This is a genomic window from Pseudomonas sp. HMSC057H01 (assembly GCF_001836405.1).
GTDB classification, from domain to species: Bacteria; Pseudomonadota; Gammaproteobacteria; order Pseudomonadales; family Pseudomonadaceae; genus Pseudomonas; species Pseudomonas aeruginosa.
Genome location: NZ_KV828511.1, coordinates 237587 through 258417 on the forward strand (window position 1 = coordinate 237587; position 20831 = coordinate 258417).

General features: G+C 71.4%; 20 protein-coding genes and 1 riboswitch. Of the genes, 6 read left to right on the forward strand and 14 right to left on the reverse strand.

Going from position 1 to position 20831, the window contains the following annotated elements; translation table 11 throughout:
* Positions 1-9: 9 nt before the first annotated feature.
* Positions 10-570: a TetR/AcrR family transcriptional regulator gene (locus HMPREF2581_RS23950; protein WP_003109279.1), complete on the reverse strand. Its 561-nt coding sequence runs from the start codon at positions 568-570 to the stop codon at positions 10-12.
* 118 nt (positions 571-688) lie between these two features.
* On the opposite strand from HMPREF2581_RS23950, the gene HMPREF2581_RS23955 reads away from it, so the two are divergent.
* Positions 689-2194, forward strand: coding sequence for an MFS transporter (locus HMPREF2581_RS23955; protein ID WP_003109280.1), 1506 nt, complete (start codon positions 689-691; stop codon positions 2192-2194).
* On the opposite strand, the gene HMPREF2581_RS23960 is transcribed toward HMPREF2581_RS23955, so the two are convergent.
* The 12 genes from HMPREF2581_RS23960 to HMPREF2581_RS24015 form a co-directional block, all read right to left on the reverse strand.
* The gene (locus HMPREF2581_RS23960; protein ID WP_003109282.1) at positions 2157-2894 is read right to left on the reverse strand and encodes an adenosylcobinamide-GDP ribazoletransferase; all 738 of its coding nucleotides are present in this window, start codon (positions 2892-2894) and stop codon (positions 2157-2159) included. The genes HMPREF2581_RS23955 and HMPREF2581_RS23960 overlap by 38 nt on opposite strands.
* A gap of 2 nt (positions 2895-2896) precedes the next feature.
* Complete coding sequence (gene cobC / locus HMPREF2581_RS23965; protein WP_003109283.1) at positions 2897-3481, reverse strand: alpha-ribazole phosphatase family protein; 585 nt, start codon at positions 3479-3481, stop codon at positions 2897-2899.
* The gene (gene cobT, locus HMPREF2581_RS23970; protein WP_003082601.1) at positions 3478-4533 is read right to left on the reverse strand and encodes a nicotinate-nucleotide--dimethylbenzimidazole phosphoribosyltransferase; all 1056 of its coding nucleotides are present in this window, start codon (positions 4531-4533) and stop codon (positions 3478-3480) included. The genes cobC and cobT overlap by 4 nt, the downstream gene beginning before the upstream one ends.
* On the reverse strand, positions 4530-5051 hold the full coding sequence (cobU, locus tag HMPREF2581_RS23975) for a bifunctional adenosylcobinamide kinase/adenosylcobinamide-phosphate guanylyltransferase (RefSeq protein ID WP_003140411.1): 522 nt from the start codon (positions 5049-5051) through the stop codon (positions 4530-4532). The genes cobT and cobU overlap by 4 nt, the downstream gene beginning before the upstream one ends.
* On the reverse strand, positions 5044-6516 hold the full coding sequence (locus HMPREF2581_RS23980) for a cobyric acid synthase (protein WP_003112202.1): 1473 nt from the start codon (positions 6514-6516) through the stop codon (positions 5044-5046). Before HMPREF2581_RS23980 ends, cobU begins: the two co-directional genes overlap by 8 nt.
* A complete protein-coding gene (cobD, locus tag HMPREF2581_RS23985) occupies positions 6509-7504 on the reverse strand; it encodes a threonine-phosphate decarboxylase CobD (protein ID WP_003133501.1) in 996 nt (331 codons plus the stop codon). The genes HMPREF2581_RS23980 and cobD overlap by 8 nt, the downstream gene beginning before the upstream one ends.
* Positions 7497-8435, reverse strand: coding sequence for an adenosylcobinamide-phosphate synthase CbiB (gene cbiB / locus HMPREF2581_RS23990; protein ID WP_003111871.1), 939 nt, complete (start codon positions 8433-8435; stop codon positions 7497-7499). The genes cobD and cbiB overlap by 8 nt, the downstream gene beginning before the upstream one ends.
* Positions 8432-9088, reverse strand: coding sequence for a 5,6-dimethylbenzimidazole synthase (bluB, locus tag HMPREF2581_RS23995; protein ID WP_003082592.1), 657 nt, complete (start codon positions 9086-9088; stop codon positions 8432-8434). The genes cbiB and bluB overlap by 4 nt, the downstream gene beginning before the upstream one ends.
* A 1-nt stretch (position 9089) precedes the next feature.
* Positions 9090-10397 carry a cobyrinic acid a,c-diamide synthase CobB gene (locus HMPREF2581_RS24000; protein ID WP_003086772.1) on the reverse strand — a complete coding sequence of 436 codons (1308 nt, stop codon included), beginning with the start codon at positions 10395-10397 and terminating at the stop codon, positions 9090-9092.
* A gap of 31 nt (positions 10398-10428) precedes the next feature.
* Positions 10429-11040, reverse strand: a complete 612-nt coding sequence (gene cobO / locus HMPREF2581_RS24005; RefSeq protein WP_003086769.1) for a cob(I)yrinic acid a,c-diamide adenosyltransferase — start codon at positions 11038-11040, stop codon at positions 10429-10431.
* 63 nt (positions 11041-11103) lie between these two features.
* The gene (gene btuB, locus HMPREF2581_RS24010; protein ID WP_003140414.1) at positions 11104-12954 is read right to left on the reverse strand and encodes a TonB-dependent vitamin B12 receptor; all 1851 of its coding nucleotides are present in this window, start codon (positions 12952-12954) and stop codon (positions 11104-11106) included.
* 95 nt (positions 12955-13049) lie between these two features.
* Positions 13050-13258: riboswitch (cobalamin riboswitch) on the reverse strand.
* A 47-nt stretch (positions 13259-13305) separates the two neighbouring features.
* Positions 13306-15345, reverse strand: a complete 2040-nt coding sequence (locus HMPREF2581_RS24015) for an FUSC family protein (RefSeq protein WP_003123102.1) — start codon at positions 15343-15345, stop codon at positions 13306-13308.
* Between the two features lie 244 nt (positions 15346-15589).
* On the opposite strand from HMPREF2581_RS24015, the gene HMPREF2581_RS24020 reads away from it, so the two are divergent.
* The 5 genes from HMPREF2581_RS24020 (at position 15590) to HMPREF2581_RS24040 (ending at position 19914) form a co-directional block, all read left to right on the forward strand.
* Positions 15590-16258: a GntR family transcriptional regulator gene (locus tag HMPREF2581_RS24020; protein ID WP_003140417.1), complete on the forward strand. Its 669-nt coding sequence runs from the start codon at positions 15590-15592 to the stop codon at positions 16256-16258.
* Between the two features lie 116 nt (positions 16259-16374).
* Complete coding sequence (locus HMPREF2581_RS24025) at positions 16375-17319, forward strand: 4-hydroxyproline epimerase (RefSeq protein WP_003117444.1); 945 nt, start codon at positions 16375-16377, stop codon at positions 17317-17319.
* The gene (lhpB, locus tag HMPREF2581_RS24030) at positions 17316-18431 is read left to right on the forward strand and encodes a D-hydroxyproline dehydrogenase subunit beta LhpB (RefSeq protein ID WP_003140419.1); all 1116 of its coding nucleotides are present in this window, start codon (positions 17316-17318) and stop codon (positions 18429-18431) included. Before HMPREF2581_RS24025 ends, lhpB begins: the two co-directional genes overlap by 4 nt.
* Positions 18428-18664, forward strand: coding sequence for a (2Fe-2S)-binding protein (locus tag HMPREF2581_RS24035; RefSeq protein WP_014603678.1), 237 nt, complete (start codon positions 18428-18430; stop codon positions 18662-18664). Before lhpB ends, HMPREF2581_RS24035 begins: the two co-directional genes overlap by 4 nt.
* A complete protein-coding gene (locus HMPREF2581_RS24040; protein ID WP_003140421.1) occupies positions 18661-19914 on the forward strand; it encodes an NAD(P)/FAD-dependent oxidoreductase in 1254 nt (417 codons plus the stop codon). The genes HMPREF2581_RS24035 and HMPREF2581_RS24040 overlap by 4 nt, the downstream gene beginning before the upstream one ends.
* Here the strand turns inward: HMPREF2581_RS24040 and HMPREF2581_RS24045 are convergent.
* Positions 19911-20813 carry a DMT family transporter gene (locus tag HMPREF2581_RS24045; RefSeq protein ID WP_003114958.1) on the reverse strand — a complete coding sequence of 301 codons (903 nt, stop codon included), beginning with the start codon at positions 20811-20813 and terminating at the stop codon, positions 19911-19913. The genes HMPREF2581_RS24040 and HMPREF2581_RS24045 overlap by 4 nt on opposite strands.
* Positions 20814-20831: the final 18 nt, after the last annotated feature.

Here is a 20831-nt window from a genome sequence, read left to right on the forward strand (position 1 = left end):
AGCGGAGCCTCAGTCTCCGCTGGCGCCAGCCGCCGTCAGCAACAACGCACGAACGTCGTCGAGCATCGAGTCCCACTCGTCCTGGCCAATGTCCATCAGGCGGAAGTAGCGCAACATGAAGGCGCCCTCCACCGCCAGGAACGCCAGGCGCGCACGGCGCCCCTCGGGTGCGGACAGGTCCAGGCCTTCCAACCGGCTGCGATACCACTGGTTGCTGCCCTCCAGGTGCTCGGGCGTCTGGATCAGCGCCGCCATCAGCGCCGCCGCCTTGCTGCTGGACAACTCGTCCGAACGCTGGGTCGCCTCGGCATGCGCGCGAACCCGCGTCAGCGGCGTCGGCTGCTTCCCCGCCACCGCTTCGAACAGGCTGTCGTAGGCCTTGCCCCAGCGCTCGAAGATCGCGTCGATCAGCGCGTCCTTGGTACCGAAGCAGTACTGCACGCCGCCCTTGGTGATGCCCATTTCCTTCGCCACCGCATCGATGGTCAGGCCGGCCGCGCCCTCGCGGGCGATCACCGCCTCGGCGGCATCGAGCAACTGGTCGCGGTCGATCGTTCGTCGGCGTCCCATGGCTACCTCTTGAGTTTAAATCCATACGTATGTATTTATATTTTCACGCGTCCGCCCGTGGCGCGCAATTCCCGTTATCCACGGCGAGCGAAGAACCGTTCGCCACAGAGGTTATCCCATGTTCCGGCAGAACCGCTGGCTGGTCCTGGCCATCGTCTCCAGCGCCCTGTTCCTCATCATCATCGACATGACCGTGCTCTACACGGCCCTGCCGCGCCTGACCCACGACCTCGGTGCGACGGCCGCGGAGAAGCTCTGGATCGTCAACGCCTATCCGCTGGTGGTCGCCGGCCTGCTGCCCGGCGCCGGCTTGCTCAGCGACCGCCTTGGCCACAAGCGGCTGTTCCTCGCCGGCCTGCCGCTGTTCGGCCTGGCCTCGCTGTGCGCCGCCTTCGCCCCCAGCGCCGCGGCGCTGATCGCCGCCCGCGCCGGGTTGGCGGTGGGCGCGGCACTGATGATGCCGGCGACCCTGTCGATCGTCCGCCATGTCTTCCAGGACGAACGCGAACGCGCCCTGGCCATCGGCATCTGGGCCTCCGTCGCCTCTGCCGGCGCGGCGCTGGGGCCGGTGGTCGGCGGCGTGCTGCTGGAGTTCTTCTGGTGGGGCTCGGTGTTCCTCATCAACGTCCCGGTGGTGGTCGTCGCTTTGTTGCTGGCGCTGCCGGCCATCCCGGCCTGCGGCGGCCAGTCGCGGCGCCCATGGGACGCCCTCGGCTCGCTGCAGGTGATGTTCGGCCTGGTCGGGGTGGTGTATGCGATCAAGGAACTCAGCACACGCGCCCCGGACTTCGGGCTGGCCGTCCTGGCCGCGCTCGGCGGCATGCTCTGCCTGTACCTGTTCGTCCGCCGCCAGCGCCGCGCCCGCGAACCGATGATCGACTTCGCGCTGTTCCGCAACCGGCGCTTCGCCCGCGGCGTCGCGGTGGCCCTGGTGGCGACCATGGCGCTGGTCGGCATGGAACTGGTGTTCAGCCAGCACCTGCAACTGGTGCAGGGCCTGACGCCGCTGAAGGCCGGCCTGTTCGTCCTGCCGATCCCGCTGGCCTCGCTGGTGGTCGGGCCGCTGGCCGGCTGGCTGGTGCCGCGCTGGGGCGAGAACCGGGTGATGTGCGCCTCCCTGCTGCTCGGCAGCGCCGGATTGCTCGGCCTGGCCCTGTCCTACCAGTCCGCCACCGGAGCGCAACTGGCCAGCCTGGTGCTGCTCGGCGTCGGCTTCGGCGGCGCGATGACCGCCGCCTCCACCGCGGTGATGCTCAACGTGGACGAACAGAGTTCCGGAATGGCGGCCGCCATCGAAGACGTGTCCTACGAACTGGGCGGGGTGATCGGCGTGACCCTGCTCGGCAGCCTGATGAGTTTCGTCTACGGGATGTCGCTGAGGCTGCCCTCGGCCGAGCTGCCGGCGCGGGTCCGCGACAGCCTCGACGACGCCCTGTTGGTCGCCGAGGGCCTGGCGCCGGAGGTCGCGTCGCGGCTCGTCGAGCTTGCCCGGCAGGCTTTCGACCAGGCCTTCGTCGCCGTGCTGCTGGCCGCCGCCGCGCTGCTCTTCCTCAGCGCCATGGCGGTCCTGCGCCAGCCGCGTCCGGCTACAGAGCCAGCGCCACCAGCACCGCACACTCGGTAAGTTCGACCAGCGCGCCGGCGGTGTCCCCGGTGGTGCCACCGAGGCGCGCGAGGAAACGGCTGCGCAGCCAGGCGAAGAGCATCAGCGTCACCAGCAACGCCAGCAGGCCGGCCAGGCCGAACGCCAGGGCCAGGCCGAAACTCCCCCCCAGCACCCACGGCAGGCTGCGCGCCGGCAGGTGCTCGGCGATGGCCTGGCCGAGGCCGCCGGGGCGCGCGTAGGGCGTGGTCAGGAACAGCAGCGGCAGGCTGCTGCGCGCCAGCCACGGGGCCAGCGGCAACAACCCGGCCTCTCCCTGGCCGAGCAGCGCCGCCAGGGCGGAGAACTTCAACAACAGGACCAGTACCAGGACCACCACCGCCACCGGGCCGCTGCGCGGGTCCTTCATGATCGCCAGGGTCCGCTCGCGGTCGCCCAGCCCGCCGACCCAGGCGTCCGCCATGTCGGCCAGGCCGTCCAGGTGCAGCGCGCCGCTCAGCGCCACCCACAGGCTCAGCAGCAAGGCTGCCTGCAACAGCGGCGGCGTACCGTCGAGCGACCGCGCCGCGGCGTACAGCACAACGCCGATCAGCACCCCGACCAGTGGATAGCAGAGCACCGCGCGGCCGAACTGTTCCGGCGTCGGCATCGCCGACAGGCGCACCGGCAGGCGGGTGAGGAACTGCAAGGCGACCAGCAGTGAGCGCAAGGCTTCGCGCATGGCTATTCCCCTTCCCGGCATTCGTGCCAGCGATCGTCGCCCTCTCCGGCGCGCAGGCCGAACAGTGCGCCATGACCGACGTCCACCTGCAGCAAGCGCTCGCGCGGCAAGCCACGGGCGCGAGCGAGCAACAGACGGATGACGCCGCCATGGGTCACCAGCAGCACACGACGGCCGGCGTGACGCTGGCGCAGGCGTCGCTGGGCGGCCAGCACCCGCGCCTCGAACTCGGACAGCGGCTCGCCGCCCGGCGGGGTAAAGACGTAGGGATCGGCCCAGAAGCGGCCGAGCGCCTCGCTGTGGCCGTCCATCAGGCTGGCCGCCGAGCGCCCCTCCCAATCGCCGAAATGCAGTTCGCGCAGATCGTTTTCCAGTTCCAGCTCGATCCCCTGGCGCTGCGCCAGTTCCTCGGCGAAGGCGCGGCAACGTTGCAATGGCGAGCTGACCAGCAGGTCCCAGCGTCCGCCTTCCACCGCCGTGCGCATCTGCGCCCAGCCACGCGCGGTCAAGGCGTCGTCGAGGCTGCCACGGAAACCGCCGCCGGACTCGGTTTCGCCATGCCGCAGGAGGTCCAGGCGCAGGCTCATGCCGGGCGGTCCGAGACCGCCGCTTCGGCGAAGGTCGCCATCCCCGCGTGCAGCGCGCAGGCCTGGCGCAGCAGCGGCACCGCCAGCGCCGCGCCGCTGCCCTCGCCCAGGCGCAAGCCGAGGTCGAGCAGCGGTTGCGCCGCCAGGGCTTCGAGCACATGCCGATGGCCCGGCTCGGCACCACTGTGGGCGAACAGCAGCCAGTCGCGGCAGGCCGGGTTCAGGCGCACCGCGCAGAGCGCCGCGACGCTGCAGATGTAGCCGTCGACCAGGGCAACCATGCCTTTCTGCGCGCAGGCCAGGTAGGCGCCGGCCAGCGCGGCGATCTCCAGCCCACCGAGACGGCGGAGGGTTTCGAAGGGGTCGGCGCGATGGGCGCCGTGCAGGGCCAGGGCGCGCTCGATCACCGCGGTCTTGTGCGCCACGCCGCTGGCGTCCAGCCCGGTTCCCGGCCCGACCAGCGCGCTCACCGGCGCATCCAGCAGCGCGCAGGCCATGGCCGCCGCCGCGGTGGTATTGCCGATGCCCATCTCGCCGCCGATGAACAGCTGGCTGCCGGCCTGCTCGGCGCGGCGCACGCTTTCGCGCCCGGCCTCGAGCGCCAGCAGGCACTGTTCGGCGCCCATCGCCGGGGCCTCGACGAAGTTCGCGGTACCCGCCGCCAGGCGCAGGTGGCGCACGCCGGGCAAGGCTTCCAGGGGGACGGCGGTGCCCAGGTCGACCACCTCCAGGCCGGCGCCGAGTTCGCGCGCCAGCACGCTGATCGCCGCGCCGCCGCGGACGAAGTTGCGCAGCATCTCGCCGGTGACCGCCTGCGGATAGGCCGAGACGCCCTCGGCGACTACCCCGTGGTCGCCGGCGAAGACCGTCACCCAGAGCCTCTCCAGGCTCGGTCGTTCGCGCCCCTGCAACGCCGCCAGGTCGATCGCCACCTGCTCCAGGCGGCCCAGCGAGCCGCGCGGCTTGGTCAACCGGTCCTGGCGTTCGGCCGCGCGCCGGCGCATCTGCGGGTCCGCCTCGCGGCAGGTGTCGCGCCACCATTGCAGACTCATAGCGGTTCTCCTTTCAACGGCATGGGCAGGCCGGCGACGGTGAAGGTCACCCGTTCGCAGCGTTCGGCGAGGGCCTGGTGCAGCCAGCCGGCCTCGTCGACGTAGCGCCGGCTGAGTTCGCCCAGCGGCACCACGCCGAGCCCGGTTTCGTTGCTGACCAGGATGATCCGCCCCGGCAGCTCGCCGAGACATTCCAGCAGCGCCTCGCGCTCGCCGTCGAGACGCTGGGGATCGTCGCAGAGCAGCAGGTTGGTCAGCCACAGGGTCAGGCAGTCGACCAGCAGGCAGCGTCCGGCCTCGGCCTCGCTGCGCAGCGTCGCCGCCAGCGCCAGGGGCTCTTCCAGGGTTCGCCAGTGGGCCGGGCGGCGCGCGCGGTGCTCGGCGATGCGCCGGCCCATTTCGCCGTCGCCGGCCTGGGCGGTGGCGATGTAGCTCACCGCCAGCCCGCTCTCGGCGGCCAGGCGCTCGGCCAGGCGGCTCTTGCCGGAACGGGCGCCGCCAAGGATCAGGTCACGCATGGGGTTCTCCGCAGAGGGCGAGCAATCGCCCGGTATCCAGGTTGCGCTCGACCAGGTCGGCGAGCCGCTCGATGTCGCGTTCGCGCAAGGCCTGGTAGTCCACCGCCTGGACCTCGCGCAGGCCGGCCCAGCGCAGCAGCGCCGAACAGGCCGCGGTGGATTCGAACAGGCCGTGCAGGTAGGTGCCCATGACGTTCCCGTCGACGCTGCGGGCACCATCCGCGCGGCCATCGTCGAGCACCACCGCCGGCCGCGCCAGGGCCTCGCCACGAGTGACCCCTGCATGGATCTCGTAGCCCGACAGCGGCGCGTCCTCCAGGCTCAGGCGGCCCTGTACGTTGCGCAATTGCTTGTCCGCCTCCAGGGTCGTTTCCAACGCCAGCAGGCCGAGGCCAGCGCTGCTGCCGGCCGCGCCTTCCAGGCCGAGCGGATCGTGCAGGCGCTCGCCGAGCATCTGCAGGCCGCCGCAGATCCCCAGCAGGCGACCGCCGTAGCGCAGGTGACGGAGGATCGCCTCGTCCCAGCCACGCTCGCGCAGCGCCGCGAGGTCGGCGCGCACGCTCTTCGAGCCGGGCAGGACGATCAGGTCCGCCGACGGCAGCGCCTGGCCGGGGCCGACGAAGCTCAACTCGACCTGGGGGTGCAGGCGCAGCGGATCGAAATCGGTGTGGTTGCTGATCCTCGGCAGCACCGGCACCACCACCTTCAGGCGCGGCCCGACCTTGGCCGCCTGGCGCGTGTCGATGGCGTCCTCCGCCTCCAGGTGCAGGTCGCTGACATAGGGCAGCACGCCGAGCACCGGCTTGCCGGTGCGCGCCTCCAGCCAGTCGAGGCCGGGTTGCAGCAGGGCGATGTCGCCGCGGAAGCGATTGATGACGAAGCCCTTGACCCGCTCCCGCTCCGAGTCGGAGAGCAGTTCCAGGGTGCCGACCAGGTGGGCGAAGACCCCGCCGCGGTCGATATCGGCGACCAGGATCACCGGGCAATCCACCGCTTCGGCGAAGCCCATGTTGGCGATGTCGTTGGCGCGCAGGTTGATCTCCGCCGGCGAGCCGGCGCCCTCCACCATCACCACCCGGTAGGCGGCGGCGAGCCGCCCATGGGAAGCCAGCACCGCTTCCATCGCCACGCGCTTGTAGTCGTGGTAGGCGGCGGCGTCCATGCTGGTCACCGCGCGGCCATGGATGATCACCTGGGCGCCGATGTCGGTGTTCGGCTTGAGCAGCACCGGGTTCATGTCGGTGTGCGGCGCCAGCCGGCAGGCCTGGGCCTGGACCGCCTGGGCGCGGCCGATCTCGCCGCCGTCGGCGGTGACCGCGCTGTTCAGCGCCATGTTCTGCGGCTTGAACGGCACCACCGCGACGCCGCGCCGGGCCAGCCAGCGGCACAGCGCGGTCACCAGGGTGCTCTTGCCGGCGTCCGAGGTGGTGCCCTGGACCATCAGGGTCCGTCCGCGATCACTCATGAGCAGGCTCCTTGAAGCCGAGCAGCGCGGCATCGAGCCGGGCCCAGGCGGCCTCGTCGGCGGGCAGGCCGAGGCGCAGGCTGGCCGGCTGCTCGAACTGGCGGGTGAGGATGCCGCGCCGTGCCAGGTAGTCGTGCAACGCCGCGCAGCGTGGATCGACCAGGCGCTGGAACAGCGCGCTGCCGCCCGCCGGCGGCCAGCCGTGGCGGCGCAGCAGTTCCTCCAGGCGCTGGCTGGCGGCCAGCAGGCGCTCGCGCTGCTGGCGCTGTTGCTGGCGGTCGCGCAAGGCGCTCTGGGCCACATGGCGCACCGGGCCATTGACCGTCCACGGACCGAGCTGCTCGGCCAGCGCCTGCAACAGCGGCCGTTCGCCGAGGGCGAAGCCGAGCCGCGCGCCGGCCAGGCCGAAGAACTTGCCGAACGAGCGCAGCACGATCAATCCGGGCCGGTTGCTGCAGGCCGCCAGGCTCGACTGCGGGGTGCAGTCCATGAACGCCTCGTCGACCAGCAGCCAGCCGCCGCGACGTTGCAGGCGGGCATGCCAGGCCAGCAGCTCGGCGGGCTCGAAGACCCGCCCGGTGGGGTTGTTCGGGTTGACCACCAGCAGCACGTCGAGGCTGTCGAGATAGGGCTCGACCTCGGCCTCGCCGATCTCCCGCACCAGGTGCCCGGCCTGGCGCCAGGCGTGGGCGTGCTCGGCGTAGCACGGCGACAGGACGCCGACCCGCCCGCCCCGCCGCAACCTTGGCAGGGCCTGGATCGCCGCCTGGCTGCCGGCCAGCGGCAATACCCGTTCGGCGCCGTAGTAGAGGCAGGCGGCGGCTTCCAGGCCGTCGTCGCTCTCCGGCAGGCGGGTCCAGGCCTGCTCGGGGATCGCCGGCAGCGGAAACGGCCAGGGCGCGATGCCGGTGGACAGGTCCAGCCAGTCCGCCAGCGGAATGTCGTAGCGGCGCGCCGCCTCGCGCAACCGCCCTCCGTGTTCAAGCATGCAGCCACCCCATGGCCCAGAGTCCGGCCAGCACCAGCAGCCAGAGCAGCACGCCCTGGCGTACCAGCGCCAGGGCCCGATAGATGTCGCGGCCCTGCGGCTGCGGGCCGCTGCCGAGGAGCGGCCGCTGGTGCAGCTCGCCGTGGTAGATCGCCGCGCCGCCCAGGGAAACCCCCAGCGCACCGGCGCCGGCGGCCATCACCGGGCCGGCGTTGGGGCTGTCCCATTGCGGCGCCTGCTCGCGCCAGCAGCGCAGGGCCTGGCGGGTGCCGCCGAGCAGCGCGTAGGTCAGCGCCACCAGCCGCGCCGGCAGGTAGTTGAGGATGTCGTCGATCTTCGCCGCGGCCCAGCCGAAGCGCTCGAAGCGCGCGTTGCGGTAGCCCCACATCGCGTCCAGGGTATTGCTCAGGCGATACAGCACCACCCCCGGCGCGCCGGCCACGGCGAACCAGAACAGCGCGGCGTAGACCGCGTCGCTGCCGTTCTCCAGTACCGATTCGGTGGCCGCGCGGGCGACCCCGGCCTGGTCCAGCTCGCGGGTATCGCGGCTGACCAGGTAGCCGACACGTCGCCGCGCCTCGTCCAGGTCGCCGGCGCGCAAGGCCAGTGCCACCGGTTCGGCGTGCTCGCCGAGGCTGCGCAGGCCGAGCGCGGCGTACAGCGCCAGGGCCTGGACCAGCCAGCCGAGGTAGGGAAGTTCAGCGAGCGCCCAGGCCAGCAGGGTCAGCGGCAGTACCGCGAGGACCCAGGCGGTCACCCCGTGGCTGCGCCAGCCGACCCCGGGATCGCCCTCGCCGGCCAGGCGCGAGCGGTTGAAACGGCGCTCCAGGCGATCGGCCAGGCGGCCGAAGGCGACCAGCGGGTGCCAGCCCTGCGGCTCGCCGAAGCGCGCATCCAGCGCCACGCCGAGGATACCCAGCAGTGCGCTCATGCTCGCTCGCCCCAACGGTTCTGGTAGACCAGCTCGGCCAGCGGACGCGGTTCGCTCCAACCCTCCAGCGCCAGCATCGGCGCCGGGTAGAACTCCGCCACCGGGCCCAGGCAGAGCACCGCCACCGCCTCGCTGCCGGGCGGCAGGCCGAGCAACTCGCCCAGCGCGGCCGGATCGAACAGCGATACCCAGCCCATCCCCAGGCCCTCGGCGCGACTGGCCAGCCAGAGGTTCTGGATCGCGCAGGCGAGCGACGCCAGGTCCATCTGCGGCAGGGTCCGGCGACCGAACACATGGCGTTCGCGGTCGTCCATCAGGGCGGCGACCAGCAGTTCGGCGCAATCCAGCACGCCCTCGACCTTGAGCCGCATGAACTCGTCGGAGCGCTCGCCGAGGGCTTCGGCGGTGCGTCCGCGTTCCTCCTCGACCAGCCCGTGGATGGCCCGCCGCAACGCCGGCTCGGTGATACGGATGAAGCGCCAGGGTTGCATCAGGCCGACGCTGGGCGCCTGGTGTGCGGCCTCCAGCAGCCGCGCGAGCAGCTCCGGCGCCACGCTGCCGCCGCTGAAGTGGCGCATGTCGCGGCGCTCGGCGATGGCCCGGTAGACGGCGGCGCGTTCCGTGGCGCTGAAGGCGTGGGAAGAATCGGACATGTCAGTCGGCGTCTCGCGCGGGCGCCAGCAACGCGGCGGCGGCCTGCGGGTTGGAAGGCAGGTAGAAATGGATATAGGAAGCCGTCAGCCGGCCAAGACGGAACACCGCCTCCGCCGTGTTCCGGCCGTTCGGGCAGACGCCACGGGCCAGAGGCTCGACGGCGCAGTCGAGGGTCGAGTGATGGAAGGTATGCCCGCGCAGCCGCCCTTCCGGCAGCTCGACCTCCTGCAAGGCCAGGGCGGTCAGGCGCTTCTGCAGGCGCGCCCGGCCCGGCAGCAGGCCGAGCAGTTCGCCGCGCTCGCCGTCGGCGTCTTCCAGGCAGTCGAGCAGGTAGAGCATGCCGCCGCACTCGGCCAGCAGCGGCTTGCCGGCGGCATGGTGGGCTCGGATCGCCTCGGCCATGGCGCGATTGCCCTGCAGGCGCCCCAGGTGCAGTTCGGGGTAGCCGCCCGGCAGATACAGGCTGTCCACGGCGGGCAACGCCTGGTCCTGCAGCGGCGAGAAGAACGCCAGTTCGGCGCCGAGTTCGCGCAGCAGGTCGAGATTGGCCTGGTAGAGGAAGGCGAACGAGGCATCGCGAGCCACGCCGATGCGCACGCCTTCCAGGCTGCGTTGCAGCGGCGCCGGAGCGGGCACCTCGAAGGTCACCGGCTCCGGCAGGTCGGTCTCGGCGCTGGCCCGCAAGGCGTCGGCGGCGGCGTCCAGGCGCACATCGAGATCGGCCAGTTCCTCGGCCTGGACCAGGCCCAGGTGGCGGCTCGGCAGTTCGAACTCGGCCGAGCGCGGCAGGCCGCCGAACCAGCGCATGCCAGGCGGCAGGCAATCGCGCAGGATGTCGCTGTGGCGCTGGCTACCGACGCGGTTGCCGAGCACTCCGGAAAACGGCAGGTCCGGCTGGAAATGCGCCAGGCCGTAGGCCAGGGCGCCGAAGGTCTGGGCCATCGCCGCGCCGTTGATCACCCCCAGCACCGGCACGCCGAAACGCCGCGCCAGGTCTGCCGCCGAGGGGTTGCCATCGAACAGGCCCATCACCCCTTCGATGAGGATCAGGTCGGCCTCGCCGGCGGCCCGCGCCAGCAGGCGTCGCGCTTCGGCCTCGCCGACCATCCACAGGTCGAGCTGGTAGACCGGCGCGCCGGAGGCGCGGGCGAGAATCATCGGGTCGAGGAAGTCCGGCCCGCACTTGAACACCCGCACCCGTCGCCCCTGGCGCGCATGCAGGCGGGCCAGGGCGGCGGTGACGGTGGTCTTGCCCTGGCCGGAGGCCGGGGCGGCGATCAGCAGGGCCGGACAGCGTGCCTGGGTCATGGGCGAAGCGTCTCCGCGCATGGCGCCGGCATCAGAACTCCACTCCTTTCTGCGCCTTGATCCCGGCCTTGAACGCGTGCTTGACCAGGCTCATCTCGGTCACCGTGTCGGCGGCCTCGATCATCCCCGGCTGCGCGCCGCGACCGGTCACCACCACATGCTGCATGGCCGGGCGCGCCTGGATGTCGGCGAGGACCCTGTCCAGTTCCAGGTAGCCGTGCTTGAGGGCGATGTTCAGTTCGTCCAGCACCACCAGGCCAACGTCCGGGTCGGCCAGCAATTGCGCGGCGACCTTCCAGGCCGCCTCGGCCTTGGCGATGTCGCGCTGGCGGTCCTGGGTCTCCCAGGTGAAGCCCTCGCCCATCACGTGATAGCTGACTTCCTCGGGGAAGCGCCGGAAGAAGGCTTCCTCGCCGGTGCTGGCGGCGCCCTTGATGAACTGCACGACACCGACCTTCATGCCATGGCCCAGGGCCCGCGCGACCATGCCGAAGGCCGAGCTGCTCTTGCCCTTGCCGTTGCCGCTATGCACCAGGAGCACGCCGCGTTCGTCGCGGGCCTGGGCGATCTTCTCGTCGACCACGGCCTTCTTGCGCTCCATCCGCTCGCGGTGGCGCTGGTCCTTCTCGGGGGATTCGTTCATCGTCGATCACTCCTTGCGGCGACGCGGCCGCGCCGTCGCCTCGTTCATTCGAAATACCCGGCCTCACAGGGCCTGGTAGCGCACGCTGAGGTAGACCGCCTGGCCAGGCTGGTTGTAGCCATACGCGGTTTCGTAGTCGGCACCGAACAGGTTGGCGATCCGGCCCTGCAGGCGCCATTCGTCGTTCAGCCGGTACTCGCTGCGCAGGTCGAGGGTGGCGTAGCCGCCCAGGCGCACCTTGTTGGCCGGGTCATCATAGCGTCGGCCTTCGGCGTGCACGCTGGCGCCCAGCGAAAGACGCTCGAAGCGCCGGTCCAGTTCCAGGTTGAACATCCGCCGCGCCCGGCGCGGCAGCTCGTTGCCGTCGTTGACGCCGCCGGAACGGTTTTGCGGGTCGAGGAAGGTTGCGTTGGCGTTCCAGTCCCAGCCCAGCCACTGGCTGCCGAGGACCAGTTCGACGCCACGGATGCGCGCTTCGTCGATGTTGTTCGGCTGCCCCCAGGGGCGCCCCGGCGCCGGACGCGGATCGTTGCCGATCAGGTCGTCGACGTTGGTACGGAAGGCATTCACCGCCCAGTGCCCCCAGCCATGCGTACCGCTCAGCCCGACTTCCAGGCTGCGCGAAGTCTCGGCGTCCAGGTCGGGATTGCCGTAGTCGGGGTAGTAGAGTTCGTTGAAGGTCGGCGCCTTGAACGCCGTGCCGTAGCTGACGGTGAAGCGCAGCGCGTCGCTCAGCGCGTAGCCCCAGGCGGCGCTGCCGGTATCGTGCACGCCGAACTGCTGGTTGTCGTCGCGGCGCAGGCTCAGTTGCCAATCCTGGCGACCGTACCGGCCGAGGTACTGGGCGAACCAGCCTTTGTTCAGCCGCGAGTCGACGCTGAAGGCTTCGCTGCTGCTGATCTCGTCCTTCTGCCAGTCGTAGCCGAGGGTCAGCACATGGCCTTCGGCCAGGGTCAGGTCGTTCTGCCAGGACAGGCTGTCGCGACGGGTATCGAAGCGCGAGTAGAAACGGCCATCCTGATAGGCATCGGCCTTGTCCTCGCTGCGCCCGGCCTGGAGGGTCACCAGCCAGGGATCGAACGGAGTGAAGCGGGCACGGCCGCCGACCAGGTTCTGCTCGCCGTCGGCGTTGGCATTGAAACCGGAGTTGCCGAAGACCTGGTCATAGTCGTTGTGCGACTTGGCCCTGAGCAGGGTGCCGTCGAGTTCCAGGCCATTGTCGAAGCGATAGCCGCCGCGCAGGTTGCCGGACAGGTTGCGGTAGCCGTCTCGGTCTGGCTCATAGCCCGCAGTACCGGCGCGCTTGGTGTTGATCCCCGCCGTATCGAAACTGCTCACCCCGAGGCTGTACCAGCCGTTGCCAGCGCCGCCGCTGACCCCGGCGCTGCCCTCCAGGGTCTGATGGGTGCCGTAACCGGCGGAGAAGAACGGCTTGGCGCCCTGGCCGTCGCCGCGCCGGGTGAAGATCTGGATCACCCCGCCGATGGCCTCCGAGCCGTACAGGCTGGAACGCGGCCCGCGGACCACCTCGATGCGCTCGATCAGCTCCACCGGCAAGTCCTGGAACGCGGTGAGGCCGGCGCTGGCCGAGCCGACCTTGATGCCGTCGATCAGCACCAGCACATGGTCGGACTCGGTGCCGCGCAGGAACAGCGTGGTGTTCTTGCCGAAACCGCCGTTGTTCGCCAGCGACACGCCGGGTACCTGGCGCAACAGCTCCGGCACGCTGCGCGCCTGGCTGCGCTCGATATCCTCGCGGTCGATGACGCTCACCGCCGCCAGGCTCTGGGAAGCGGTCTGGGCGGTACGGGTGGCGGTCACCACCTGGTCGACAAGGCTGACCGGTTCGGCCAGGCTCAGGGAAGACGCGCCGCACAGCGCCACGGCTGCCGGGGTCAGGAAAACTCTGTTCATGCTCTGCGCTGCTCCGTCGCTCTCACCCGCGCGACCTGGGTTGAGGCAGACGGAGGACGAAGCGACGGCAGGAGACGTCCGACAGCGCCCTCCGCGATGCCGTGGGTGCGTCAGGCCGGTCTCCGGGCTCGCGAGCGAAGCGCTGGACGCTTCCAGCCGCGCCTTCCCATGCCGGAGCACAGTGGTCATCGAGCGGCTGTCTGATTCGCCTACCGTTGCGGGGGCAGCGCTGGCCTGGTTCCGACGGAACGCACCAGCTTCCCTGTTTCACCCCTTGCGGGGCACCTGTCGCAAGGCGCGCAGCTTAGTGGTTCGGGGCTTGCGCGGTCAATGTGGGCGGCCACCGCAGAACTAGCGCCCGGCTCCGGGGAGCGGGTCCGCGCGCAGCGCCGTCCCGGCCGGAGCATGGCTGCGGCACCACTGCCGCCAGGTGGCCTGCAACTGCACCAGCGCGGCGCCGGCCAGCTCGCCGCGTTCGCTGCCGGCCAGCGGGCTGGCGGCCAGGGCCTTGAGCAGGCGCGCGGTCGGCGGGTCGAGGGCGTGTTCACGCTCGGCCCGCGGGCCATCGCCCAGCAGCGCCAGGCGCAGGCGCCGCAGGTAGCGGTCGCGGGCCTGCGCCAGGGACGCCGGGACCTCCTCCAGGCACTGCCGCAGGTAGAGCAGCTCGTCGCCGAAGTCGAGTCCCATCAGGCCGTCCGACCAGGGCTGGCGGCGCCCCTCCGGTAAACGGTCGTAGCGCTGCGCCAGGCGGATCAGGCGATCCGCGGTGCGCCCGCCGAACCAGGCCTCGGCCTGCGCCGGCGAGCGCAGGGTGAGCCGCGCCAGGTCGCCGAGGGTGGCCTGCAGCATGCGCCGGTAATGGCGTTCGCCCGGCCGCAGGCTGACCAGGTTGAACACCAGCACGGCGAAGGCCACCCCGAGCACCGTCGACAGGGCGTTGTTGAGGAAGTGCGCGAGGTCGTAGCTCATGCTGTTGCTCGGCGCGACGTTCTTCACGAAGAAGATGCAGAACGGCGAGGCGATCCCGGCCAGGCTCGCCCGGTTCACGCACAGCGCGGCGAAGAACAGCGGTACGCCCAGGCCCAGGCAGAGCAGCGGGAAGCCGTCCACGCCGGGCAGGTAGAACAGTGCGACGAAGCCGGCCAGCGGGATCGACAGGAGAATCCCGCGAAGGAAGTTCAGGCCGGCCTGGGCCGGGTTGTCGCGGCTGGCGAAGAGACTCAGCACCACGCCGGTGATCGACACCGCGCCCAACCCGCTCGGCCAGGCGCTGGCCAGCCAGAACGCGGCTACGCAGAGGAACGCCAGGGCGCTGCGCAGGCCGAACAGCACGCCGCGCTCGATGTCCCGGTGCCAGGCGATGGCGCCCGGCGCCTGGCGGGTGGGCGCGCCATAGACCAGCGCCTCGACGCTGCGCCCGGCCGCCCTCGCCTCGCCGAGCAGGCGTTCGAGGCAGACCAGGCACAGGTGCAACTGTCCGTGCGCCGCGTCCAGCGCCAGGCGCAAGCGCTGCCGGCAGGCCTCGAACTCGGCCTGGCGGCCCTCGCGCAACAGTGCCTCGAGTTCTTCCAGCCAGGGCTGCAAGGCGTGCGCGCTGGCCGGATCGAGCAGCCTCCGCTCGCGAGCCACCTTGCGCGCCGCGCGCAGCAGGCCGAGCAGGTCGAGGCCAAGCACGCGCAAGGCCTGGGAACGGGCGCGGCCGAGTGCGCCCTCGAACCAGGCGTGGTCGCGCTGGGCGTCCGCCGCGGCGATCCGCCCCAGCGCCGCGAGCAGCTCGCCGCGTTCGTCGGCGCCGCGCAGCTCCGCCGCGGCCGCCTGCAAGCCGGCCTCCCAGGCCGCCTTGCCCTGGTTCGCCAACTGGCGTTCCAGGCGCCGCGGCCAGAGCAGTACATTCACCAGCGCCGCGCAGAGGATGCCCAGGCCGATCTCCGAGCAGCGGGCCACCGCCTGGTCGAACACCGTCGCCGGATCGGCGCTGGCCGGCAGGGCGACGATCGCCGCGGTGTAGCCGGCCAGGACGAAACCGTAGGACGCATGGTTGTGCAGCAGCGACGCGCCGGCGGTGCAGAACGCCAGCCAGAGCGCCATCAGCAGGAGGAAGGGCAGCGACGCCTGACCATAGAGCGCGACCATGCCGATGGACACCAGCGCACCGGCGCAGGTGCCGATCAGGCGGAACATGCCCTTGGCCAGGACCATGCCGCTATAGGGCTGGCTGACCACGAACACCGTCATCAATGCCCATTGCGGCTGCTCCAGCTCCAGGCTGAAGGCCAGGTACAGGGCCAACCCGCCGGCCAGCAGGGCCTTCACCGCGAACTGCAGTTCGTGCAGGCGCGGGCACAGCAGCACCTGCACCAGGTCGGAGGAAAAGAAGGAAGGCTTGGCCATCGCGGACGCCCCGAAATACATGAGCGAGCGAATTATTAGCAAGCTAATTTTCTATTGTCCAGCCTCTCCGCGAACTTTCCGGAAGAGCGTTTCGCCCTGCGAAACATGCGCCACGGAGGCCCACTGAAGCCGACCAACACGCCTGCGCAGAAGGCGCCAACCGGCAGCGGCAGCCGCCGAACGTTCGTATACAATATCCCGCACGTTCCCAACGCCACGCAGGTTGCCCCGCTTGCCTCTCTCCATGCTCAACGCCCCTAACCTGGGCATCGCCCCTTCGGCCTCCGAGATCATCGCCAAGCACCTGCGCGAAGCGATCATCGCCGGGCATTTCGCCGAGGACGAACCGATCCGCCAGGACGACATCGCGCAACTCTTCAATGTCAGCAAGATTCCCGTCCGCGAGGCCCTCAAGCGCCTGGAAGCGGAAGGCCTGGTGCTGTTCCAGCGCAACAAGGGCGCGGTGGTGACGCGTATTTCCGAACCGGAACTGGCGCAGATGTTCGAAGTGCGGGTGCTGCTCGAGGCGCAGGCGATCCGCCTGGCGGTGCCGAACATGGACGAGACCACCTTCGCCCGCGCCGAGGCGATCTGCGCCGACTTCGTCGGCGAAGACAACGTCGGACGCTGGGCCGAACTCAACTGGCAACTGCACGCCTGCCTCTACGAACCGGCACAGCGGCCGTTCCTGGTCAACCTGATCCGCTCCATCCACGACAAGCTGGAACGTTACCTGCGCATGCAGATGAGCCTGTCCGAAGGCAAGCAGCGCGCCGACCAGGAACACCGCGAGATCGTCGCCGCCTGTCGCGCCGGCGATGCTGAACAGGCCGCGGCACTGATCGAGGCACATATCGTCGGGGTCTGCCGGACCCTCTACGAACACCTGCCGAACCGCCCGGCCAGCACCTGAGCCGGGCCATCCCGGCTATGCCGCTTTCGTCACTCGCCTGAGCGAAAACCCTCAAGCGCCCCGCCCCGCCGAAACGCCACCCTGTGGCGCATACCCCGGCACAGGCGAGGGCCACCATGCAACGCATCCGCATCATCGATTCGCATACCGGCGGCGAGCCCACCCGCCTGGTCATCGGCGGCTTTCCCGATCTCGGCCACGGCGACATGGCTGAGCGCCGGCGCCTGCTCGGCGAGCGCCACGACGCCTGGCGCGCCGCCTGCATCCTCGAACCGCGCGGCAGCGACGTACTGGTCGGCGCCCTGCTCTGCGCACCGGTCGATCCCGAAGCCTGTGCCGGAGTGATCTTCTTCAACAACAGTGGCTACCTCGGCATGTGCGGCCACGGCACCATCGGCCTGGTCGCCTCGCTGGCACACCTCGGGCGGATCGGTCCCGGCGTGCACCGCATCGAGACGCCGGTCGGCGAGGTCGAGGCGACCCTCCACGAGGACGGCTCGGTCAGCGTGCGCAACGTGCCGGCCTACCGCTACCGTCGCCAGGTCAGCGTCGAAGTGCCCGGCATCGGCCGGGTCAGCGGCGACATCGCCTGGGGCGGCAACTGGTTCTTCCTGGTCGCCGGACACGGCCAGCGCCTCGCCGGCGACAACCTCGACGCCCTCACCGCCTACACCGTCGCCGTCCAGCAGGCGCTGGACGACCAGGACATCCGCGGCGAGGACGGCGGCGCCATCGATCACATCGAACTGTTCGCCGACGACCCCCACGCCGACAGCCGCAACTTCGTGCTCTGCCCCGGCAAGGCCTACGACCGCTCGCCCTGCGGCACCGGCACCAGTGCCAAGCTGGCCTGCCTGGCCGCCGACGGCAAGCTGCTGCCCGGCCAGCCCTGGCGCCAGGCGAGCGTGATCGGCAGCCAGTTCGAGGGGCGTTACGAATGGCTCGACGGCCAGCCCGGCGGGCGTATCGTGCCGACCATCCGCGGCCGCGCCCACGTCAGCGCGGAAGCCACCCTGCTGCTGGCGGACGACGATCCGTTCGCCTGGGGCATCCGCCGGTGAACGCCGAGGTCATCGTGGTCGGCGCCGGCATCGTCGGCAGCGCCTGCGCCCATGAACTGGCGTGTCGCGGCCTCGACGTGCTGGTGCTGGACAGCCGCCGCGGCGGCGCCACCGCGGTGGGCATGGGGCACCTGGTGGCGATGGACGACAACCCGGCCGAACTGGCCCTCAGCGACTACTCGATCCAGGCCTGGCGCACCTGGGCGGCGGATCTGCCGGAAGACTGCGCGTACCGCAATTGCGGCACCCTCTGGCTGGCCGCCGACGCCGCCGAACTCGCCGAAGCCGAGCGCAAGCGCCAGGCCCTGCTGGCCGCCGGCGTCGCCTGCGAGATGCTCGACGCCGCGCGCCTGCGTGACCTGGAACCGGTCTTGCGGCCAGGCCTCGCCGGCGCCCTGAAGGTGCCGGGCGACGGCATCCTCTACGCGCCCAACGCGGCGCGCTGGCTGCTCGAACGAGCCGGCCCGCGCCTGCTTCGATTGCACGCCGAAGTCAGCGAAGTGGACGGCAGCCGCCTGCGCCTGGCCGACGGCCGCTGGCTGAGCGCCGAGGCGCTGGTGCTGGCCAACGGCATCCATGCCGGCGAGCTGTGCGCGGAGCTGCCGATCCGCCCGAAGAAAGGCCACCTGCTGATCACCGACCGCTATCCCGGCACCCTCCGCCATCAACTGGTGGAACTCGGCTATGTCAGCAGCGCCCACGCCAGCAGCGGTACCTCGGTAGCCTTCAACGCCCAGCCGCGCCCCACCGGGCAGATCTTCCTCGGCTCCTCGCGGCAGTTCGACACGCTCGACCCGCAGGTGGAAGGCCCGGTGCTGGCGCGCATGCTGCGGCGTGCCCTGGACTACCTGCCGGGGCTCGCCGGCCTCAATGCGATCCGTGCCTGGACCGGCTTCCGCGCCGCCACTCCGGACGGCCTGCCGCTGCTCGGCGAGCACCCGGCGCAGCCGGGCCTGTGGCTGGCGGTCGGCCACGAGGGCCTGGGCGTGACCACCGCGCCGGGCAGCGCGCGCCTGCTCGCCGCCCAGTTGTTCGGCGAAACGCCGCCGCTGGATCCCACGCCTTATCTGCCGCAACGCTTCCTCTCCAGCTCCGGGAGTGCCCGGCCATGATCGAACTGTTCATCGACCGGCGTCCGCTGCGGGTCGCCGTCGGTACCAGCGTGGCGGCCGCCCTCGCCCTCGGCGGCGACGGCTGCTCCCGCAGCGCGGTCGGCGGCGGGCGGCGCGCGCCGTTCTGCGGCATGGGCGCGTGCCAGGAATGCCGGGTATTGATCGACGGTCGGCGACGCCTGGCCTGCCAGACCGTCTGCCAACCCGGCATGCGCGTGGAGACCCAGGCATGAGCGCCGACTACGACCTGCTGATCGTCGGTGCCGGCCCCGCCGGCCTGGCCGCAGCGCTGGCCGCCGCGCCGAGCGGCGCGCGCATCGCCCTGGTCGACGACAACCCGGCCGCCGGCGGACAGATCTGGCGCGACGGCCCGCGTGCCAGCCTGCCGCCGCGTGCCCATCAGATGCGTCAACGCCTGGCCGGGCAGGCCAATGTCGAGTACCTCCCGGCGACCCGGGTGGTCGCCTGCGGTCCCGGCAGGCGCCTGTTGCTGGAAGACCCGCAACGTGGCTGGCAGGTCGGCTACCGACGCCTGGTCCTCTGCACCGGCGCCCGCGAACTGCTGCTGCCTTTTCCCGGCTGGACCCTCCCCGGCGTCACCGGCGCCGGCGGCCTGCAGGCGTTGGCCAAGGGCGGCCTGCCACTGGCCGGCCAGCGCCTAGTGGTGGCTGGCTCCGGCCCGCTGCTGCTGGCCAGCGCCGCCAGCGCCAGCCAGTGCGGGGCGCGCCTGCTGCGCGTCGCCGAACAGGCGCCGGCGAGAACCCTGGCCGCCTTCGCCGTACGCCTGCCGCGCTGGCCCGGTAAGCTGTGGCAGGCCGCCGGCCTGTTCGCCCGTAGCTACCGCGCCGACAGCTACGTGCTCGCCGCCCTCGGCGAGGAGCGCCTGGAAGCCGTGCGCCTGCGCGAAGGCGGTCGGGTCCGCGAGATCGCCTGCGAACGCCTGGCCTGCGGCTTCGGCCTGGCGCCCAACGTGCAACTCGGCCAGGCCCTTGGCTATCGCCTCGACGGCCAGGCGCTCGCCGTCGACGAATGGCAGGCCGGCAGCCTGCCCGACCACTACGCCGCCGGCGAATGCACCGGCTTCGGCGGCAGCGAACTGGCCCTGGTGGAAGGCGCCATCGCCGGCCATGCCGCCGTCGACGAGCGCGACGCGGCTCGCCGCCTGTGGCCACGACGGCGACGCTGGCAGGGCTTCGCCGACACCCTGGCGCGACACTTCGCCCTGCGTGCCGAACTGCGTGAACTGGCGGAGGCGGATACCCTGGTCTGCCGTTGCGAAGACGTCCCCTTGGCCGCGCTGGCCGGGCATGCCGGCTGGACCGAGGCCAAGCTGCACAGCCGTTGCGGCATGGGCGCCTGCCAGGGGCGGATATGCGGCAGCGCCGCGCAATTCCTGTTCGGCTGGACGCCTCCGGCGCCGCGTCCGCCGTTCAGCCCGGCGCGCCTGGAGACCCTGGCCCGCTGGCAGGGCGACGCCGGCTAGCGACGCTCGGCGCGATACAGCCAGCCGAGGCCGGCCAGCGACAGCAGCAGACCACCCAGCAGCATGGGTGTCAGCGGCTCGGCGAACATCCAGTGCGCCCATAGCAGGGTCAGCGCCGGGCTCAGGTACAGCGCCGCGCTGCCGCCCTGTGCGGAAAGATGGCGCAGGCCCAGCCAGTACAGGCCGTAGCCGCCGAAGGTGGGCAGCAGCACCAGCCAGGCGAGCCCGAACAGGAATCCGCCGGACAGCGGCGGCCGCAGGCTACCCTCCGCCAGCGCCAGGCCGGCGAACGCCGGTAGCGCGGCGCCGATCTGCACGAACAGCACCACGGCCAGCGATCCCGGCGCATCGTCCCAGCGCTTCTGCAACAGGGTGGCCAGGGCCAGCGCCAGCATGCCCAGCAGCGGCAGGCCGTAGGCCCAGCCCGGCGCCCGCCCCAGCGCCAGCGCCGCATGCCCGGCCCAGAGCACCCCGGCGACGCCCAGGGCGATCCCCGGCCACTGCCCCGGCCGCGTTCGCTGCCCCGGCAGGACCAGCGCCAGCAAGGCCACCAGCAGCGGCAACAGGTCGGCCATCAGCGCCGCCACGCCCGGCGAGACGCCGAGTTCGATGGCCTTGGCGATCGGCGCTATGTAGCCCGCGTAGGCCAACGCCCCGATCAGCGCCTGGCGCCGCCACTGGCGCGCCGACAACCGGCGCAGCCCGGCCCAGGCGAAGGGCAGCAGCAGCGCCAGGCAGACGGCGAAACGCCAGAAGCTGGTGAGGAACACCGGCGCCTGTTCCATGGCATAGCGGTAGCCGACGAAGCCGGAACTCCAGGCCAGTACCATGCCCAGTTGCACGGCCAGCAGGCGGGTCGCCCCGGGCATCGCTCGCGGGGTGCAGGTGGTCGCGCGCATCGCTCGCCTCCGTCGGTC

Bases quoted from the DNA above. Each gene is read 5' to 3' on its own strand.
- HMPREF2581_RS23950 (WP_003109279.1), bottom strand. From the start codon at position 570: ATGGGACGCCGACGAACGATCGACCGCGACCAGTTGCTCGATGCCGCC.
- HMPREF2581_RS23955 (WP_003109280.1), top strand. From the start codon at position 689: ATGTTCCGGCAGAACCGCTGGCTGGTCCTGGCCATCGTCTCCAGCGCC.
- HMPREF2581_RS23960 (WP_003109282.1), bottom strand. From the start codon at position 2,894: ATGCGCGAAGCCTTGCGCTCACTGCTGGTCGCCTTGCAGTTCCTCACC.
- cobC (WP_003109283.1), bottom strand. From the start codon at position 3,481: ATGAGCCTGCGCCTGGACCTCCTGCGGCATGGCGAAACCGAGTCCGGC.
- cobT (WP_003082601.1), bottom strand. From the start codon at position 4,533: ATGAGTCTGCAATGGTGGCGCGACACCTGCCGCGAGGCGGACCCGCAG.
- cobU (WP_003140411.1), bottom strand. From the start codon at position 5,051: ATGCGTGACCTGATCCTTGGCGGCGCCCGTTCCGGCAAGAGCCGCCTG.
- HMPREF2581_RS23980 (WP_003112202.1), bottom strand. From the start codon at position 6,516: ATGAGTGATCGCGGACGGACCCTGATGGTCCAGGGCACCACCTCGGAC.
- cobD (WP_003133501.1), bottom strand. From the start codon at position 7,504: ATGCTTGAACACGGAGGGCGGTTGCGCGAGGCGGCGCGCCGCTACGAC.
- cbiB (WP_003111871.1), bottom strand. From the start codon at position 8,435: ATGAGCGCACTGCTGGGTATCCTCGGCGTGGCGCTGGATGCGCGCTTC.
- bluB (WP_003082592.1), bottom strand. From the start codon at position 9,088: ATGTCCGATTCTTCCCACGCCTTCAGCGCCACGGAACGCGCCGCCGTC.
- HMPREF2581_RS24000 (WP_003086772.1), bottom strand. From the start codon at position 10,397: ATGACCCAGGCACGCTGTCCGGCCCTGCTGATCGCCGCCCCGGCCTCC.
- cobO (WP_003086769.1), bottom strand. From the start codon at position 11,040: ATGAACGAATCCCCCGAGAAGGACCAGCGCCACCGCGAGCGGATGGAG.
- btuB (WP_003140414.1), bottom strand. From the start codon at position 12,954: ATGAACAGAGTTTTCCTGACCCCGGCAGCCGTGGCGCTGTGCGGCGCG.
- HMPREF2581_RS24015 (WP_003123102.1), bottom strand. From the start codon at position 15,345: ATGGCCAAGCCTTCCTTCTTTTCCTCCGACCTGGTGCAGGTGCTGCTG.
- HMPREF2581_RS24020 (WP_003140417.1), top strand. From the start codon at position 15,590: ATGCTCAACGCCCCTAACCTGGGCATCGCCCCTTCGGCCTCCGAGATC.
- HMPREF2581_RS24025 (WP_003117444.1), top strand. From the start codon at position 16,375: ATGCAACGCATCCGCATCATCGATTCGCATACCGGCGGCGAGCCCACC.
- HMPREF2581_RS24035 (WP_014603678.1), top strand. From the start codon at position 18,428: ATGATCGAACTGTTCATCGACCGGCGTCCGCTGCGGGTCGCCGTCGGT.
- HMPREF2581_RS24040 (WP_003140421.1), top strand. From the start codon at position 18,661: ATGAGCGCCGACTACGACCTGCTGATCGTCGGTGCCGGCCCCGCCGGC.
- HMPREF2581_RS24045 (WP_003114958.1), bottom strand. From the start codon at position 20,813: ATGCGCGCGACCACCTGCACCCCGCGAGCGATGCCCGGGGCGACCCGC.